Annotated in this window: 15 protein-coding genes and 1 riboswitch; of the genes, 10 read left to right on the forward strand and 5 right to left on the reverse strand. The window is 73.5% G+C overall.

The annotated features are described in order from the left end of the window. Positions 1 to 1,596, forward strand: coding sequence for a DHA2 family efflux MFS transporter permease subunit (locus tag ACSUPR_RS19250; protein ID WP_436886092.1), 1,596 nt, complete (start codon positions 1 to 3; stop codon positions 1,594 to 1,596). A gap of 68 nt (positions 1,597 to 1,664) precedes the next feature. Here the strand turns inward: ACSUPR_RS19250 and argJ are convergent, their stop codons facing one another. Next, entirely contained in the window at positions 1,665 to 2,825 is a 1,161-nt protein-coding gene (gene argJ, locus ACSUPR_RS19255; protein ID WP_436886093.1) for a bifunctional glutamate N-acetyltransferase/amino-acid acetyltransferase ArgJ, read from the reverse strand. Positions 2,826 to 2,995: 170 nt separating this feature from the next. Here argJ and ACSUPR_RS19260 point away from each other — a divergent pair, with 170 nt between their 5' ends. After that, positions 2,996 to 4,027 (forward strand): serine hydrolase domain-containing protein, encoded by a 1,032-nt coding sequence (locus ACSUPR_RS19260; RefSeq protein ID WP_436886094.1) that lies wholly within the window; start codon positions 2,996 to 2,998, stop codon positions 4,025 to 4,027. Between the two features lie 280 nt (positions 4,028 to 4,307). Here the strand turns inward: ACSUPR_RS19260 and otsB are convergent, their stop codons facing one another. Together otsB and ACSUPR_RS19270 are read right to left on the reverse strand one after the other, a co-directional pair. Next, positions 4,308 to 5,129, reverse strand: coding sequence for a trehalose-phosphatase (otsB, locus tag ACSUPR_RS19265; RefSeq protein ID WP_436886095.1), 822 nt, complete (start codon positions 5,127 to 5,129; stop codon positions 4,308 to 4,310). A gap of 257 nt (positions 5,130 to 5,386) precedes the next feature. Beyond that, entirely contained in the window at positions 5,387 to 5,671 is a 285-nt protein-coding gene (locus ACSUPR_RS19270; RefSeq protein WP_436886096.1) for a DUF3263 domain-containing protein, read from the reverse strand. A gap of 208 nt (positions 5,672 to 5,879) precedes the next feature. On the opposite strand from ACSUPR_RS19270, the gene ACSUPR_RS19275 reads away from it, so the two are divergent. Both ACSUPR_RS19275 and ACSUPR_RS19280 read left to right on the forward strand, forming a co-directional pair. After that, positions 5,880 to 7,019, forward strand: coding sequence for a S8 family serine peptidase (locus ACSUPR_RS19275; protein WP_436886097.1), 1,140 nt, complete (start codon positions 5,880 to 5,882; stop codon positions 7,017 to 7,019). Between the two features lie 437 nt (positions 7,020 to 7,456). Next, complete coding sequence (locus tag ACSUPR_RS19280) at positions 7,457 to 8,050, forward strand: GrpB family protein (protein ID WP_436886098.1); 594 nt, start codon at positions 7,457 to 7,459, stop codon at positions 8,048 to 8,050. Between the two features lie 7 nt (positions 8,051 to 8,057). Here the strand turns inward: ACSUPR_RS19280 and ACSUPR_RS19285 are convergent, their stop codons facing one another. Together ACSUPR_RS19285 and ACSUPR_RS19290 are read right to left on the reverse strand one after the other, a co-directional pair. Further along, entirely contained in the window at positions 8,058 to 8,564 is a 507-nt protein-coding gene (locus ACSUPR_RS19285) for a hypothetical protein (RefSeq protein WP_436886099.1), read from the reverse strand. A 136-nt stretch (positions 8,565 to 8,700) separates the two neighbouring features. Continuing rightward, complete coding sequence (locus ACSUPR_RS19290) at positions 8,701 to 10,137, reverse strand: alpha,alpha-trehalose-phosphate synthase (UDP-forming) (RefSeq protein WP_436886100.1); 1,437 nt, start codon at positions 10,135 to 10,137, stop codon at positions 8,701 to 8,703. 351 nt (positions 10,138 to 10,488) lie between these two features. Next, positions 10,489 to 10,629: riboswitch (SAM riboswitch) on the forward strand. Between the two features lie 13 nt (positions 10,630 to 10,642). Between ACSUPR_RS19290 and thrC the strand changes: the two genes are divergently transcribed. The 6 genes from thrC (at position 10,643) to ACSUPR_RS19320 (ending at position 15,415) form a co-directional block, all read left to right on the forward strand. Beyond that, positions 10,643 to 11,902: a threonine synthase gene (gene thrC, locus ACSUPR_RS19295; protein ID WP_436886101.1), complete on the forward strand. Its 1,260-nt coding sequence runs from the start codon at positions 10,643 to 10,645 to the stop codon at positions 11,900 to 11,902. 74 nt (positions 11,903 to 11,976) lie between these two features. Beyond that, positions 11,977 to 12,255, forward strand: coding sequence for a ubiquitin-like small modifier protein 1 (locus ACSUPR_RS19300; protein ID WP_436886102.1), 279 nt, complete (start codon positions 11,977 to 11,979; stop codon positions 12,253 to 12,255). 380 nt (positions 12,256 to 12,635) lie between these two features. Next, the gene (locus ACSUPR_RS19305; protein ID WP_436886103.1) at positions 12,636 to 12,875 is read left to right on the forward strand and encodes a GNAT family N-acetyltransferase; all 240 of its coding nucleotides are present in this window, start codon (positions 12,636 to 12,638) and stop codon (positions 12,873 to 12,875) included. Between the two features lie 80 nt (positions 12,876 to 12,955). Next, on the forward strand, positions 12,956 to 13,558 hold the full coding sequence (locus tag ACSUPR_RS19310) for a PadR family transcriptional regulator (protein WP_436886104.1): 603 nt from the start codon (positions 12,956 to 12,958) through the stop codon (positions 13,556 to 13,558). A 106-nt stretch (positions 13,559 to 13,664) separates the two neighbouring features. Beyond that, on the forward strand, positions 13,665 to 14,630 hold the full coding sequence (locus ACSUPR_RS19315) for an ATP-binding cassette domain-containing protein (protein ID WP_436886105.1): 966 nt from the start codon (positions 13,665 to 13,667) through the stop codon (positions 14,628 to 14,630). Further along, positions 14,627 to 15,415, forward strand: coding sequence for an ABC transporter permease (locus ACSUPR_RS19320; protein ID WP_436886106.1), 789 nt, complete (start codon positions 14,627 to 14,629; stop codon positions 15,413 to 15,415). Before ACSUPR_RS19315 ends, ACSUPR_RS19320 begins: the two co-directional genes overlap by 4 nt. Positions 15,416 to 15,489 lie beyond the last annotated feature (74 nt).

Below are 15,489 nucleotides of genomic sequence, written 5' to 3' on the forward strand. Positions count from 1 at the left end.
ATGACCGCAGAGACAGCTCCGCCCCAGGCCGCGCCGCCCGACCGGGAGGCGTCCGGCTGGACGCGCAGCCCCTGGGCGACGCTCGTCGCCATCGCGTTCGGGGTGATGATGGTGGCGCTGGACGGCACGATCGTGGCGGTGGCCAACCCCGCCATCGGGGCCTCGCTGGGGGCCTCCCTGGCCGAGCTCCAGTGGGTCACCCACGGCTACCTCTTGGGCCTGGCCGTCTTCCTCATCACGGCGGGCAAGCTCGCCGACAGGTTCGGCCACCGCCGCGTCTACCTGGTGGGCGTGGTCGGCTTCGTCGCCTCGTCGGTGGCCATCGCGCTGTCCTCCGGCATCATCATGCTGGTGGCCTTCCGCATCGCACAAGGCGTTTTCGGCGCGCTGCTGCTGCCCTCGGCCATGGGCCTGCTGCGCTCGGTGTTCCCGCCGAGCAGGCTCGGCCGGGCCTTCGGGGTCTTCGGCAGCCTCATCGGCGCCTCCACCGCCGCCGGACCCATCATCGGCGGGCTGCTGGTGGGCTCCCTGGGCTGGGAGGCGGTCTTCTACATCAACGTCCCGGTCGGCGCGGTCGCGCTGGGCCTGGGCCTGTGGCTGCTCGCCGCCAACCGCCCCACCGACCCCGGCAGCCGCATGGACCTCCCCGGCATCGCCCTGGTCAGCGTCGCCGTGTTCGCCCTGGTGTGGGCGCTGGTGGAAGCGCCGGTGGTGGGCTGGACGCACCCGGTCACCCTGGCCTCCCTCGGCGCCGCCCTGGTCCTGGGCCTGGCGTTCGTCCTGTGGGAGCGCCGTCCCGAGCAGCCGCTGCTGCCGCTGTCCCTGTTCGCCGACCGGTCGGTGTCCATCGGCGTCGTGCTCACCGTGGTGATGGCGGTGAGCCTCATGGGCTCCCTGTTCTTCGTGACCTTCTACCTCCAGGGCGTGCGCGGGCTGAGCCCCGCGCAGACCGGGATGCAGATCATCGCGATGACCGCCACCATGGCCGTCACCTCGCCGCTGGCCGGGCGCCTGCTGGACCGGGTCGGCGCCAAGCCGCCCACCACGGCGGGCCTGCTGTCCGGAGCGGTCGGCATGTTCATGCTCTCGGGGCTGGGCGCCGGCACCGGCATCCTGTACACCTCCGTCGCGTTCCTGCTGCTGGGCGCGGGCCTGAGCCTGGTCATGACCGGCGCGACCGCCGCCATCATCGGCAACGCCCCCGTGCGCCTGGCCGGGGTGGCCTCGGCGCTCCAGCAGGCCGCCATGCAGCTGGGCGGGTCGCTTGGCACGGCCGTCTTGGGAGCGGTGATGTCCGGGACGATCCTGGCCACCCTGCCCGGGCACCTCACCGCGGCCGGGCAGGGCGCCCCCTCGGCGGCCGAGCTCGCCGCCGCGCAGAGCACCGTCGCCCAGGGCGGGGCGGTGATCCCCGAGGGGGCCGCCGCGGAGGTCGCCGACGCGGTCACCCGCGCCAGCAACCTGGCCTTCCTGGACGGGCTCCAGCTGGCCTTCCTCATCGCGTCCGCACTGCTCATGGCGGGTGCGGTCCTGTCGCTGTTCATGCGCGCAGGACGGATGGAGGACGGGCAGGAGGCCCCCGCCGTCCACGTCTGAGCGGCTCGCGGGAACGGGAACGGGGAGGGGGCGGGGCCGCACGGCCCCGCCCCCTCCCCGCGTCCGGATCAGGTGGTGTAGTCCGCGTTGATGCGGATGTACCCCTCCGTCAGGTCGCAGCCGTAGGCGGTGAATCCGCCCTCGGCGATCCCCAGGTCCACCGAGACCACCACCTCGTCGCCCTTCATGTGCTCGGCCGCCCGCGCCAGCACCTCGTCGGTGGACTCCGCCGGGTAGGTCTCCACGTCCCCGAACAGGATGCGGGTCCTCTCCGGCAGGATGTCGGTCTCCTCCGAGCACTTGCCGACCGCCATCGCCACCCGCCCCCAGTTGGGGTCGGCGCCGTGCACGGCCGTCTTGACCAGCGGGGAGTTCACGACCGCCTTGGCGACCCGCTTGGCCTGCGCGTCGTCGCGCGCCCCGGTCACCCGCACCTCCAGCAGCTTGCTCGCGCCCTCGCCGTCGGAGGCGATCATCCGCACCAGCCGCAGCGCCACGTCGAACAGGGCCGACTCGAACCCGGCCATGTCCACCGGCCCGGCCAGCCCGTTGGCGAACAGCGCCGCCGAGTCGCTGGTGGAGGTGTCGCCGTCGATGCTCAGCGCGTTGAAGGTGCGGTCCACCACCCGGCGGAACACCTCGTCCAGCAGCGGCTGCTCGATCTGCGCGTCGGTGAAGAACCACGCCAGCATCGTCGCCATGTCCGGCTCGATCATGCCCACGCCCTTGGCGATCCCGGTGAGGGTCGCGTCCCCGATCCGGGCCGAGGCGATCTTGGGGTGGGTGTCGGTGGTCATCATCGCCGCCGCGGCCCGGTCCAGGTCGGCGGGCGGGAACTCGTCGGGCAGCGCGTCCAGGTGCGCCCGGACCTTCTCCATCGGGTAGGGGCGGCCGATCACGCCGGTGGACGCCACCAGGACCTCGTCGGCGGGCACCCCGGCGGCCGCGGCGACCCGCTCCTGGAGTTCGCGCGCGTTCTCCTCGCCCACGCCCCCGGTGGCTACGTTGGCGTTGCGGGCGATCACCGTGACACCCCGGGCCCGGCCGTCGGCGGCCGCGCGGCGGCTGAGCAGCACGCTGGGTCCCGCGAACCGGGATCGGGTGAACACGGCGGACACGTGTGCGGGGACCTCGGACACCACGGCGAAGAAGTCGTCGTTGGGGTCCTTGATCCCGATGTTCCCGGCGACTCCGCGGAAACCGGCGGGAACGGGGGTCTTGCTGCTCAATCGTCCTCCTCGGGGTCGTGGGCGCCAGACTACTCCGCCCGGGATCAAGGCCTTGATTACGGCCCTGACCTGCAAGGGTTTCGTCCTGCACGGAGTCCGGAACGGTGTGACAACGAGCAGATAACGGGGTATCCGCCCGAGTGAGTGGAGAACACCCGGGGGAGGCTGTGGTGCGTGATGGAGATTGGCTCACGGAGACGGGGGCGCGGATCCGCGGAGTCCTGAAGGTGATGGTGGACGCGGGCTGGCTGCCCGGCGGCACCGCCGTCATCGGTACCGGGGGCATGTGGGAGTTCGTGGCGGTCGGCCGGATCGACGAGGAGAACGACACCGCGCCCGACGTCGCCTACGACGTGGCGAGTCTGACGAAGGTGATGGCCACGTGGCCGCTGGTCGGCCAGGCGGTCGCCGAGGGGATGCTCGATCTGGACGCACCGATGTCCGAATACCTCCCCGCGGACGGTCTGCCCGGGGCGGTCGTGACGACCCGGCAGATCCTCACCCACACCGGCCGCCTCAACCCGGTGACCTGGCTGGAGAGGTACGTGGGCGCCGGCCAGGACCTGGCCGAGGCGATCCTGGCCGACCCGCTGGAGGAGCCGGGCCACCGGTACGTCGACCGGGGGTTCATCCTGCTCGGGCTGGTGCTGGAGCGGCTGTACGGCACGGGGCTGGACCGGCTGGCCGCGGACCTGTGGGACGAGCTGGGGATGCGGTCCACGGTGTTCGGCCCGCTGGCCCGCTCTCCCGGGGTCGCGCCCACCGAGCGGCGGCTGCCGGGGGCGGCGCCCGCCTGGGGCGTGGTGCACGACGAGGCGGCGGCGCTGATGGGCGGGGTCGCAGGACACGCGGGGGCGTTCACGACCGCCATCGACCTGGGCGCGTTCGCGCGGGAGCTGCTGCGCATCCACGAGGGCGGGGAGGGGCCGGTGCCGCCGTCCTTCGTGCGGGACAGCTGGCGGCCGCACGTGGACGCCGGACAGCGGATGTGGCGGGGGCTGGGGTGGCTGGTGACCCCGGAGGGGGTGGTCCACCACAACGGGTTCACCGGAACGAGCCTGTTCATGCACCCCGAGAGCAGCCGGTACGTGGGGGTGCTGACCAACGCGGTCCACTACGGCCGTGACCGCACCGGCCTGGTGGACCTGCGCTCGGCGGCCCGCTCGGCGGTGTCGCCGCAGGCGCACGACTCCACGCCCTGACCCGGGGCCCGGTCCGGGCCGCCCGGGGACGGCGCCACCGGCGGGGCCGGGCGGGGACGCCCGCCGGGCACGCGTGCGCCGAGGCCGGGGCGCCGCCCGGCGGCGCGGGATCGCGCGGGGGAGCGGACGCGGGGCGGTGTCGTCGGCGGGCCGCTTCCCGGGCCCGGGGCACGGGCACGGGGGTACGGGGTTCGGACGGCCTGTCGGGCGGCGGGGCGGGCGCGGCGCCGTCCGACAGGCCGGTCGGCCGGGTGGGGGAGCGGTCGCGGGCGGTGCCCGCTCAGGGGCGGCCCAGGGCCCGCTCCAGGGCGGTGAGGAACTCCGCCAGGCCCGCCGGGCCCGGCACCACCAGGTCGGCGGCCTCGGCTACCCCGAGCGCCTCCCCGGAGCCCGAGCAGACGTTCAGCCCCGGGATCCCCTCGGCGCGCAGTCGCGCCACCGCGTCGAAGGCGGGCAGGTCGCCCAGGTCGTCTCCCGCGTACAGGACCGACCCGGCGGCCCGCTCCTCCACGAGCCCGGACAGGGCCACGCCCTTGTCCACGCCCTCGGGGCGCAGCTCGATGACCATCCGGCCGGGCTCCACCCGGAGTCCGGCCCGCTCCGCCAGCGCCGCCAGGTGCGGGGCGAGCAGGGCCAGCGCGGCGTCGGGTTCGGCGGCGCGGCGGGTGTGCACCGCCAGCGAGCGGCCCTTGTCCTCGACCAGGGTGCCCTCGGGCGCGCCGACGGAGCCGAGGAGCCCGGGCAGCTCGTCGCGGACCAGGGCCACCCCCGGCGGAGGATCGGCGGCCAGCACCCGGCCGTCCGCCCAGCGCTCGGCGCCGTAGTGGCCCAGCACGGTGATGCCCGGGACCCGCTCCAGCCCGCCCAGGGCGACGGCGGTGGCGGCGGGGCGCCCGGTGATGACGGCGACAGCGCCCAGCCGCCCGGCCAGGGAGGCGAGCAGCTCCACGACCCCCGGCTGCGGCGCGGATGCGCGCGGGTCGTCGACGATGGGCGCGAGGGTCCCGTCGAAGTCGAAGGCGGCCAGGGCCTTGGCGGGGTCGGTCAGCAGGGCGTCGAGCGCGGCGCGCCCCTCGGTCGTGCTCGGTTCGGGCAGCTGCATGGCGGACCTTTCCGGGAGGGCGGATTCCAACCTAACCCGGGAGGGTGAACAGGCGCCGACGACGGGCGCGCCGGAACCGGTGCCGGATGTCCGCGCAGCGTTCGGCCGCCGTTCACCGGCCCCGGTGCACGATGGTGGTTCGTGTGGGATGAGAGAGGCGGGTGCGCACCTGTAGTGCGCACCCGCGCTTCTCGTCTGGTTTCGGACCTGCGGTCGCGTCCGTGGTACTTCGGGCAGAGTGCGACCGAAAAGGAGCCTCAGAGTCGGATGCCCAGCCGCCGCGCGTTGCGTTGGCGCTGGCGGTCGGCGCGCACCCGGCGCAGCCGCTTGACCGTCATGGGATCGAAGGCCAGTGCCTCCGGGCGGTCCACCAGTCCGTTGAGCAGCTGGTAGTACCGCGTGGCGGAGAACCCGAACTCGTCGCGGATCGCCTGCTCCTTGGAGCCTTCGAACTTCCACCACTGGCGTTCGAAGGCCAGGATGCGCTGATCGCGTTCGGCCAGGGCTGGCTGACCGCCTTCGGTCTGACCGATATTCGGCATGGGACACCCCCTGGACGGGAAATTGGTTTGTCCGGATCGGCCCGACTCATGCTAGCGACTCGACATGCCGGATGCGGAGCGGAAAACCCAGGACTGGCAGCAGGGATACAGTTGCCTTCCCTACCCACACGGTCACTTGTCCACGCCGGAAACCTGTGCTCGTGACAGAATTACGGTGGTACAGGGGAGCAACATTAGGGAGCCTGTCGTGCTCGGGGGCATCAGCCGTCACAGGGAACACACCGGGATCGTCGCCATCGCCGCGATCGTCGTCCTCGGTTCGGGCGCCGCCCCCGCGGCGGCCGACGGAGTTCCCGATTTCCGCCCCGAGCAGTGGGGGCTCCAGTCCGTCAACGCCCAGGAACTGTGGCCGGAAACACAGGGCCAGGGCATCACGGTCGCCCTGCCCGGGGTCTCGGTCCACGCCGACCACCCCGATCTGGTCGACAACCTGACCGTCGACGAGGAGTTCGGCGGCAACGACGGCGACGCCGACGCGGGCAGCGCCGCGGCCGCACTGGTCGCGGGCCACGGGCACGGCATGGACGCCGACGGCGGCGTGCTCGGCGTGGCACCCGCCTCGGGTCTGCTGGTCATCCCCACCGAGGGCCGGCTGGCCGCCGCGGTGCGCCACTCCGCCGACGCCGGTGCGCAGGTCATCCTGCTGCCCGAGATCCCCGAGGGGTCCGACCTCACCGGTGCCACCCGCGACGCCGTCGCCGCCGGGGCCCTGGTGGTCGGCCCGGCCGACAACCCGGACGACCCCAACGTGCTGGCCGTGGGCGGGGTCGACGAGAACGCGGAGCTCATCTCCGGCTCGCCCGACGCGGGGGCCATCGACCTGGTCGCCCCCGGCGCCGACCTGGAGACCGCCGGACCCGACATGGGCCAGGTCCAGGTCACCGGGACCGAGTACGCGGCGGCGATGGCCGCCGGGGCCGCCGCCCTGCTGCGCTCGGCCCACCCGCAGCTGCGCCCCGAACAGGTCCGCGAGGCCCTGGTGGAGGGCGGGCAGGAGGGCCCGGACGGGCTGCCGAGCCTGTACCTGACCGGGGCGGAGTCGCAGGCCTCGGGCGCGGCGCAGGACATCCCGCTCATCGACGAGGACCTGGCCGACCAGGCGCAGGAGAGGCCCTCGGTGCCGGTGTGGGTGTGGTTCGCGCTGGTCGGCCTGGTGCTGGTCCTGGGTGTGGCCCTGGTCGTGGTGTGGGTGCGCCGCTCCTCCGCCGACCCCTACGGGGTCAAGGCCGAGCGGGCGCTGGAGGAGGCGGAGATCGCCGAGCAGCGCGCCGCCGAGGCGCCGCCCGCCTCCCGGCGGAAGAAGGGCGGCCGCCGCCGCAGGGGCTGACCGGGGCGGAAACGGGGGACCGCCATTCCCCTCCTCATTCGGCCGGCGCCTCCGGGCGGATTCGGCGGGGTGCCGGAGGGGTGTTTTCGGGGCGGTGTCCGAACGGTCGTGCGCGGCGGAGCCGAACGGTGCCGGGTCCTCCCCGCCGGGCGATCCCGGCGGCGTTTTCTCGAACACCTGTTCCACAGATCCGGCGGGCCCGGCCCCGGCGGGAGCGCTGGTCCCGGCGGTCGCAGCGTCCGGGCCGACGCGCGGAAGGAAATATGCGTGCAAAGAGAACAAGGCGAAGAAAAAGAAGCGCGAATTCTCTCCAAGAGTATCCGGGACATCGCTCTCCGTGGTGATGTGAGATTTCGTCATGTCACGAATACACGTGCATATGTAAGCCACGCCGGATACCCTTGACGCGGGGCGGTGAACAGAGAAACCTTTGTGGAATGTCTCCCCTCGAAGCGTCACCGCTGCCCTCCCGCGGGGAAATGCGGGTGGACTCCTCTCCCGAGCACCGCAACCTCGTCAACGGCCGCGTCCACATCTCGAACTACGACCCCAAGTGGCCCTACCTCTTCGAACGCGAGGCCGAGCGGGTGCGCGGCGCCCTGGGCGACCGCGTCCTGCTCTTCGAGCACGTGGGCTCCACCGCCGTCCCCGGCCTGCCCGCCAAACCCTGTGTCGACCTGCTGCTGGTCGTCGCCGACTCCGCCGACGAGCCCGCCTACCTCCCCGACCTCTACGCCGCCGGGTACGTGCTCGTCATCCGCGAGCCGGACTGGTACGAGCACCGGGTCTTCAAGGGGCCGGACGTCAACCTCAACCTGCACGTCTTCAGCGAGGGCTGCGCGGAGATCGAGCGGATGCGCCTGTTCCGCGACCACCTCATCGCCAACGCCGACGCCCGCGAGCGCTACGTCGCGGTCAAGCGGGGGCTGGCCGAGCGGACCTGGGAGCGGATCCAGGACTACGCCGACGCCAAGTCCGCGGTGGTGCGGGAGATCCTCGCCGAGGCCGGTGCGCCGCTCCCCGACGCCTGAACCCCGCTCAGGCCCGGCGCCCGGCCCGGGTCCGCCGTGCCAGGCCCGCCAGCACGCGTACCGACAGGGCCGCCCACACCAGGCAGTACAGGCCGAAGACCGTTCCGCCCGACCCCGTGAACAGGTCCCGGCCGACCATGCCCACCGCGCCCACCAGCCCCAGTAGGGCCACCGCCCCCACCGGCGGCAGAGACAGCCACCGGGGGACCCGGCGGAAGGCGGGCAGGGCGCACAGCGCGAACAGCAGGACCACGGCCAGCCCGACCCCGGCGTTGCCCCACTGGGCGGCGGCCACCCCGCCGGGCCCGGGGTCCGCGTAGGCGTCGGCCCCCACCTCCGGGCCGCCGGTCACCCCCAGCCGGCCGGCCAGGGCGTACTCCACCTTGGACACGACGTAGAGCAGCGACCACAGCGCCGCGGCCACCGCCCAGCGCGCGGTGCGGTCCGGGGCGCCGGAGGAGGCCCGGGCACCGGACGGCGGGCGGTCCGCGGCGGGCGACGCGTGAGAGTCCATGGCCCCAGTCTGGCCCGCGGCGCGGCCGCGGTCCTCCCCCGGGCGGGGGAGCCGCCTCCCCCGGCGGAGGGGGCGCACCGGGGACGAACGGGGAGCGGTTCCCGGCCGGGGACCGCCGCGCACGCGGCGGGCGGGCTCAGCCCAGGGAGCGCAGCTGCTCCTGGAACCACCGGCGCGGCGGCAGTGCCACCGCCGCCTCAGCCAGCCGCTCCCGCCGGATCCGCCTCTCCTCCGCGGGCATCGACAGCGCCCTGTGCAGGGCCTCCGCCGTCTCCACGGTGTCGTAGGGGTTGACCGTCAGGGCGTCCCGGCCCAGCTCGTCGGCGGCCCCCGCCTCCCGCGACAGCACCAGCACCGAATCCCGCTCCGAGAGCACCGGGCCCTCCTTGGCGACCAGGTTCATGCCGTCCCGGATCGGGTTCACCAGCAGCACGTCCGCCAGCTGGAACGACGCCAGCGAGCGGGGGTAGTCGTCGTTGACCTCCAGGATCAGCGGGGTCCACTCGGCGGTCGCGAACTCCTCGTTGATCTCCTTGGCCACCCGCAGCACCCGGTCCGTGTAGTCGCGGTACTCGGGCACGTCGCCCCGGCTCGGGTAGGCGAACGCCAGGTGGGTCACCCGGCCGCGCCACTCCGGGTGCGCGCGCAGCAGCTCCCCGTACGCCTCCAGCCCCCTCACGATGTTCTTGGACAGCTCGGTCCGGTCCACCCGCACGATCAGCCTCGTGTCCCCGACCAGCTCCTCCAGGGTCTCCCGGCGCACCGCCACCAGCGGGTCGGCGGCGCTCGCGCGCAGCTCCTCCGCGTCGGCGCCCAGCGCGTGCACGCCCACCCCGATCACCCGGCCGCCGTACTCCACGGTCCGGCCGGCGAAGTCCACGTCCGCGCGCAGGATCTCCGCACAGCAGCGCAGGAAGGCGTCGGCCCAGCGCGGGCTCAGGAAGCCCAGCCGGTCGGCGCCCAGCATGCCCGCCAGCAGTTCGCGGGCGATGTCGTCGGGCAGCAGGCGGAGGTACTCCGGCGGCGCCCACGGCGTGTGCGAGAAGTGCGCGATGCGCAGGTCGGGCCGGCGGGAGCGCAGGATGCGCGGCACCAGCGCCAGGTGGTAGTCCTGCACGGCCACCCGGGCGCCGTCGGCGGCCCCCGTCACGAGCGCCTCGGCGAAGGCGTTGTTGTAGGCGGTGTAGTTCTCCCACCGGCGCCGGAAACCCGAGCCGAACGACGGCTTGTTCGGGGTGTCGTACATCATGTGCTGGAGGAACCACAGCGTCGAGTTGGCGACCCCCGTGTAGGCGCCCTGGAACGTCTCCTCCGGGATGTCCAGCATGTGGACGCGCATGCCGTCCAGGTCGTGGCGCAGGTCCAGCCGCGCCCCCGGCGCCTCGGCCGCGGCCCGGCGGTCGGCCTCGGACAGGGCGGCGCACACCCAGATGCCGTCGACCTCGGTGGCCACCGAGATCATGCCGGACACCAGCCCGCCTCCGCCGCGCCGGTGCTCCAGCCCACCGTCCTCGGTGGTCGAGAAGGACACCGGTCCTCGGTTGGAGGCGATGAGGATCTGGGCCTTGTCCACGTGATCTCGTCCTCTCGGGATGCGCGGGGTTCCGGTCGAGCGAAGGATACGGAAACGGCCCCCGGGTCCGGCGCACGGACCCGTGGGGTCGGGCGGCGGCGGACGGCGGAGGACGCAATCTAGGTCTCGCCGGTCGGCAGGCGCCCCAAACCCGACGAAGGTCACAGGTGCACGATGTCACCCAGCGGGCACAGGACACACGCACGGGCCGCTCCCGGATCCGTGCCGTCTCACCATGTGAGTCGTTTCGTGTTACCCGGATCACGCCCCGTGGAAAACCGGTCGACGCGTCCGTTACAGTGACCGTGCCGACTCCGGGAGCACCCGGCCGAGCGCACGACAATTTCATATTGCTCATCCAGAGGGGTGGAGGGACCGGCCCTGCGAAGCCCCGGCAACCATCTCGGCGTACACACTCGCGGACCCGCGGGGCGGCCGGGACAGGTGCCAACTCCGGCCTGGGGACAAGGTGTCCGCCAGGGAAGATGAGGGGAGACGCCTCGCCATGGCGATTGCCGCCACCGAACCCACCTCCGTCCAGTCCTTCGGACCCGCGACCGCGCTGTCCTGTCGCGAGTGCGGCGAGCGCTACGACCTCGCACCCCGCTTCGCCTGCGAGTTCTGCTTCGGCCCGCTGGAAGTGGCCTACGACTTCGGCACCGTCACCCGCGCCGACATCGAGAGCGGCCCCGCCAACATCTGGCGCTACCGGCACCTGCTGCCCGTCCCGGCGAACGTCGCCGAACTGCCCAACATGAACCCCGGCCTCACCCCCCTGGTCAGGGCCGACCGCCTCGCCGCCGAACTCGGCCTGGACTCCCTGTACGTCAAGGACGACTCCGGCAACCCCACCCACTCCTTCAAGGACCGGGTGGTGGCCATCGCCGTCGAGGCCGCCCGCACCTTCGGGTTCACCACCCTGTCCTGCTCCTCCACCGGCAACCTCGCGGGCGCCGTCGGCGCCGCCGCGGCCCGCGCCGGGTTCGAGTCCTGCGTGTTCATCCCCGCCGGGCTGGAGGAGGCCAAGGTCGTCATGGCCGCCGTCTACGGCGGCAAGGTCGTGGCCATCGACGGCAACTACGACGACGTCAACCGGTTCTGCTCCGAGCTCATCGGCGACGAGGCCGGCGAGGGCTGGGGCTTCGTCAACGTCAACCTGCGCCCCTACTACGGCGAGGGCTCCAAGACGCTGGCCTACGAGATCGCCGAGCAGCTCGGCTGGCGGCTGCCCGAGCAGATCGTCATCCCCATCGCCTCCGGCTCCCAGCTCACCAAGATCGACAAGGGCTTCCAGGAGCTGATCCGGCTGGGCCTGGTCGAGGACCGGCCGTACCGGATCTTCGGCGCGCAGGCCACCGGCTGCTCTCCCGTGGCCCAGGCCTGGGAGAAGGACCTGGACGTCATCCAGCCGGTCAAGCCGGACACCATCGCCAAGTCGCTGGCCATCGGCAACCCGGCGGACGGCCCCTACGTGCTCGACATCGCCCGCCGCACCGGCGGCTCGGTGGAGCACGTGGGCGACGACGAGGTCGTCGAGGCGATCGCGCTGCTGGCCCGCACCGAGGGGATCTTCGCCGAGACCGCGGGCGGCGTCACCACCGGCGTGCTGCGCAAGCTGGTCCGGGAGGGGCGGCTCGACCCGAAGGCCGAGACCGTCGTCCTCAACACCGGTGACGGGCTCAAGACCCTGAACGCGGTGAGCGCGGGGGTGACGGCCACCATCGCGCCGTCCCTGAAGGCGTTCGCCGAGGCCGGGCTGGCCTGACCCCCGCTTCCCCGGGGCGGCGCCACGCCCCGGGGACCCGTTCCGCCACGACCACCACAGAGAAGAAGGACGCCATGAGCGCCAGCGTTCGCGTGCCCACCATCCTGCGCACCTACACCGGTGACGCCGCCGAGGTCTCCGCACAGGGGAGCACCCTCGCCGAGATCCTCGACGACCTGGAGGCCAACCACCCGGGTATCCGGGCGCGCATCCTCGACGACGCCGGCAAGGTGCGCCGCTTCGTCAACGTCTACGTGGGCGACGAGGACGTGCGCTTCGCCAAGGGCCTGGAGACCGAGATCGCCGACGGCGCGCAGATCTCGATCATCCCGGCGGTCGCGGGCGGCTGCTGACCGCCGCACCCCGGTAGGCGGTTCCGCGGACCCCGCCCTCCCCACGGACCCCGCCGGCTCGCGAGGCCCGGCGGCTCCCCGGCCCCGCGTCCCCGGGACGCGGGGCCGCCCTCGTTCCCGGCGCGGCTGCGTACGTTGCCGCCGTGGACACCGGGATCAGGGAGTTCCGGGCGCCGAGCGGGTGACGGTGCCGGAGTCGTCGCTGCGGGCCCGGGCGCCGGTGCACGCGTCGCTGCGGCGGGCGCTCGGCGCGCGGATCCACGGGCGGACGACCCCGGACCGGCGGGCCGGCCGGCGCGAGGCGGTGGGCGGGCCCCCGACGAGCCGGGGACCACCGTGCGGGTCGCCGTGCGCGGCGGGCCGCCGGGTTCCACACCGCCGTGGTCCGCCCCGCGGACGACACGGGCGAGGTCGCCCTGCCGGCCGCGGGCCCCGGCCACCGGAGGGCCGGGCTGGGAACGGTGATCACCCGGCACGCGGCCGACCGGATCCGCGCCCGGGGCACGAGCACGGCCGTGGCCGAGACCGGCGGGGACGAGGGGCACGCCCCGGCCCGCGCCGCCTACGAGAAGGCCGGGCCCACCCCGCCGCCCATCGTCCGCCGCTTCCGGGCGCTGTGAGCCCCGGGTGCGTTCGGGGGCGGGCCGTAACCTGGAGTCCCACCGGGGGCGGTCCCCGGGGAGCTCCGGATGAGGCGGCGATGTCGGCGACGCGGTTGTTGGTGCTGGGTGTGGTGCGCATGTCGGGGCGTGCCCACGGGTATCGGGTCGGCCGCGAGCTGATGGACTGGGGCGCCTCGGAGTGGGCCAACGTCAAGTGGGGGTCCATCTACCACGCGCTGCGCAAGCTCACCGCCGAGGGCAGGCTGCGGGAGGTCACCGCCGAGGGCGACGATGTGGTGGAACGCGTCTCCTACGAGATCACCGAGGAGGGCGAGGCCGAGCTGCACCGGCTGCTGCGCAGGGCGCTCTCCCACGCGGGCGACGACCACGCCCTGCTGTGCGCGGGGATCACCCTGATGACCTCGCTGCCGCGGGCCGAGGTGATCGATCTGCTCCGAAGCCGGATCGCGGAGTTGGAGAGGAGCGGCGCCGAGGCGCTGGAGACCGGGCGGCTGAGCACCGAGGAGTGGGACAAGCCCGAGCACGTGCGCCCGCTGTTCAGACTGTGGGAACTGTCCGTGGGGGCGGCCGTGGAGTGGACCCGCGGTCTCATCCGGGAACTGGAGGAGGGGCGCTACACCATGGCCGACGACAGCCCGCGGGCCTTCGGGCGGCCTCCCGCCGAGAAGCCGCGGGGGTAGGCGCACGCCCGGGGCCTGGCGTCCCCGTGCCCGCGTATTAAAACTTGAATATGGCTCGGGGGTGGGGCACACTCGAGCCTGTTCAACTTTGAATAAGGAGTCGCGGATGATCCGTACACGGGATCTCACCAAGCACTTCCGCGCGGGCAAGGAGACCGTCGAGGCGGTCCGGGGCGTCGACATCGACGTCGCCGAGGGCGAACTGGTCGCCCTGCTCGGGCCCAACGGCGCGGGCAAGTCCACCACCCTGCGGATGCTCACCACCCTGCTCGAACCCACCTCCGGCACCGCCGTGGTCGCCGGGCGCGACGTGTGCTCCGAACCGGCCGAGGTGCGCCGCCGCATCGGGTTCGTCGGCCAGGGGCACGGCGCGGGCGAGGACCAGCGCGCCGGGGAGGAGCTGTACACCCAGGGCCTGCTCTACGGGCTGGACCGGGCCACGGCCCGGCGGCGGACCGCCGAGCTGCTCGACATGCTCGAGCTGTCGGGGGCCGCCGACCGCGAGGCCACCAGGCTCTCCGGCGGGCAGCGGCGCCGCCTGGACATCGCCATGGGGCTCATCCACCGGCCGCCGCTGCTCTTCCTCGACGAGCCCTCCACCGGCCTGGACCCGCACAGCCGGGCCAACCTGTGGGAGCACATCGCCCGCCTGCGCGAGAGCACCGGCACCACCATCGTCCTCACCACCCACTACCTCGACGAGGCCGACGACGCCGCCGAGCGGGTCCTGGTCATCGACCACGGACGGGTCATCGCCGACGGCACCGCCGACGAGCTCAAGGGCGGGGTCTCCGGCGACCTCGTCACCTTCGCCGTCGCCGACGAGGAGACCGCGGCCACCGGGGCGGCGATCGCCGGGAAGCTGCCCACCGCCACCGAGGTCGAGGTCGTCCCCGGCCGCGAGGCCGGGGTACGGCTGCGGGTCGAGCGCGGCGACGCGGCCCTGCCCGAGCTGCTGCGCTCCCTGGACGCCGCCGGGGTCGCCCTGACCACGGTGCGGGTGCAGCGCCCCACCCTCGACGACGTCTTCCTGACCCTCACCGGCCGCAGCCTGCGGGAGGAGAACCCGTGACCACGGAGACCACGACCACCGGGACCGCGAGGCGGTCCTCCCTGTTCCGGGACACCCGGATCATTTTCGTCCGACAGTTCCGCCCGCTGCTGCACCGCCCGGTGTTCCTGTTGTTCGGCATGCTCCAGCCGGTCCTGTACCTGGTGCTGTTCGCGCCGCTGCTCACCGGCCTGGCCGGTGAGCAGGGACAGAACCCCTGGCAGTGGTTCGTGCCGGGGCTGCTGGTCATGCTCGCCCTGTTCACCGCCGGGTTCGCCGGGTTCGGGCTGCTGCCGGAGATCGCCTCCGGCGCGCACGAGCGGCTGATGGCCGCCCCGGTCGGCCGGGTGGCCCTTCTGCTGGGCCGGGTGCTGCGCGACGTGGCCGTCATGGCCGCGCAGATGGTGCTCATCGTCGTGCTGGTCGTGCCGTTCGGGTTCCGCGCCCCGCTGCCCGGGTTCGCCGTGGGCCTGCTGCTGCTCGTCGTGCTGGGGACCGGCCTGTCGGCGCTGTCGTACCTGGTGGCCCTCAAGGTGCGGCAGACCTACGTGTTCGCGCCCATCGTGCAGACCGCGGTGATGCCGCTGATGCTGCTGTCGGGCGTGCTGCTGCCGATGGAGCTGGCGCCGGACTGGCTCTACGCGCTGTCCCGCGCCAATCCCGTCGCGTACGTGGTGGACGCCGAGCGGGCGCTGTTCGCCGGAGAGTGGAACGCGGCCGTGGGCGTCGGCTGGGCGGTGGCCCTGGCGACCACCCTGCTGGTCCTGGGCCTGGGGTCCCGGGCGATGCGCAGGATCTCCGCCTGACCTCGTCCGCCGCCAGCGAAAAAGGCTGTCACATGGGAGGTTTGTGCAGGTGAACGCGTATTGAAGAGGTGGTG

This window comes from Nocardiopsis dassonvillei (assembly GCF_964273065.1).
Lineage (GTDB): Bacteria > Actinomycetota > Actinomycetes > Streptosporangiales > Streptosporangiaceae > Nocardiopsis > Nocardiopsis dassonvillei_B.

Excerpts from the sequence above, each read along its gene's own strand:
- ACSUPR_RS19250 (WP_436886092.1), top strand. The coding sequence starts at position 1 with ATGACCGCAGAGACAGCTCCGCCCCAGGCCGCGCCGCCCGACCGGGAG.
- otsB (WP_436886095.1), bottom strand. The coding sequence starts at position 5,129 with ATGCAGCTGCCCGAACCGAGCACGACCGAGGGGCGCGCCGCGCTCGAC.
- ACSUPR_RS19270 (WP_436886096.1), bottom strand. The coding sequence starts at position 5,671 with ATGCCGAATATCGGTCAGACCGAAGGCGGTCAGCCAGCCCTGGCCGAA.
- ACSUPR_RS19280 (WP_436886098.1), top strand. The coding sequence starts at position 7,457 with ATGTCTCCCCTCGAAGCGTCACCGCTGCCCTCCCGCGGGGAAATGCGG.
- ACSUPR_RS19285 (WP_436886099.1), bottom strand. The coding sequence starts at position 8,564 with ATGGACTCTCACGCGTCGCCCGCCGCGGACCGCCCGCCGTCCGGTGCC.
- thrC (WP_436886101.1), top strand. The coding sequence starts at position 10,643 with ATGGCGATTGCCGCCACCGAACCCACCTCCGTCCAGTCCTTCGGACCC.
- ACSUPR_RS19300 (WP_436886102.1), top strand. The coding sequence starts at position 11,977 with ATGAGCGCCAGCGTTCGCGTGCCCACCATCCTGCGCACCTACACCGGT.
- ACSUPR_RS19310 (WP_436886104.1), top strand. The coding sequence starts at position 12,956 with ATGTCGGCGACGCGGTTGTTGGTGCTGGGTGTGGTGCGCATGTCGGGG.
- ACSUPR_RS19315 (WP_436886105.1), top strand. The coding sequence starts at position 13,665 with ATGATCCGTACACGGGATCTCACCAAGCACTTCCGCGCGGGCAAGGAG.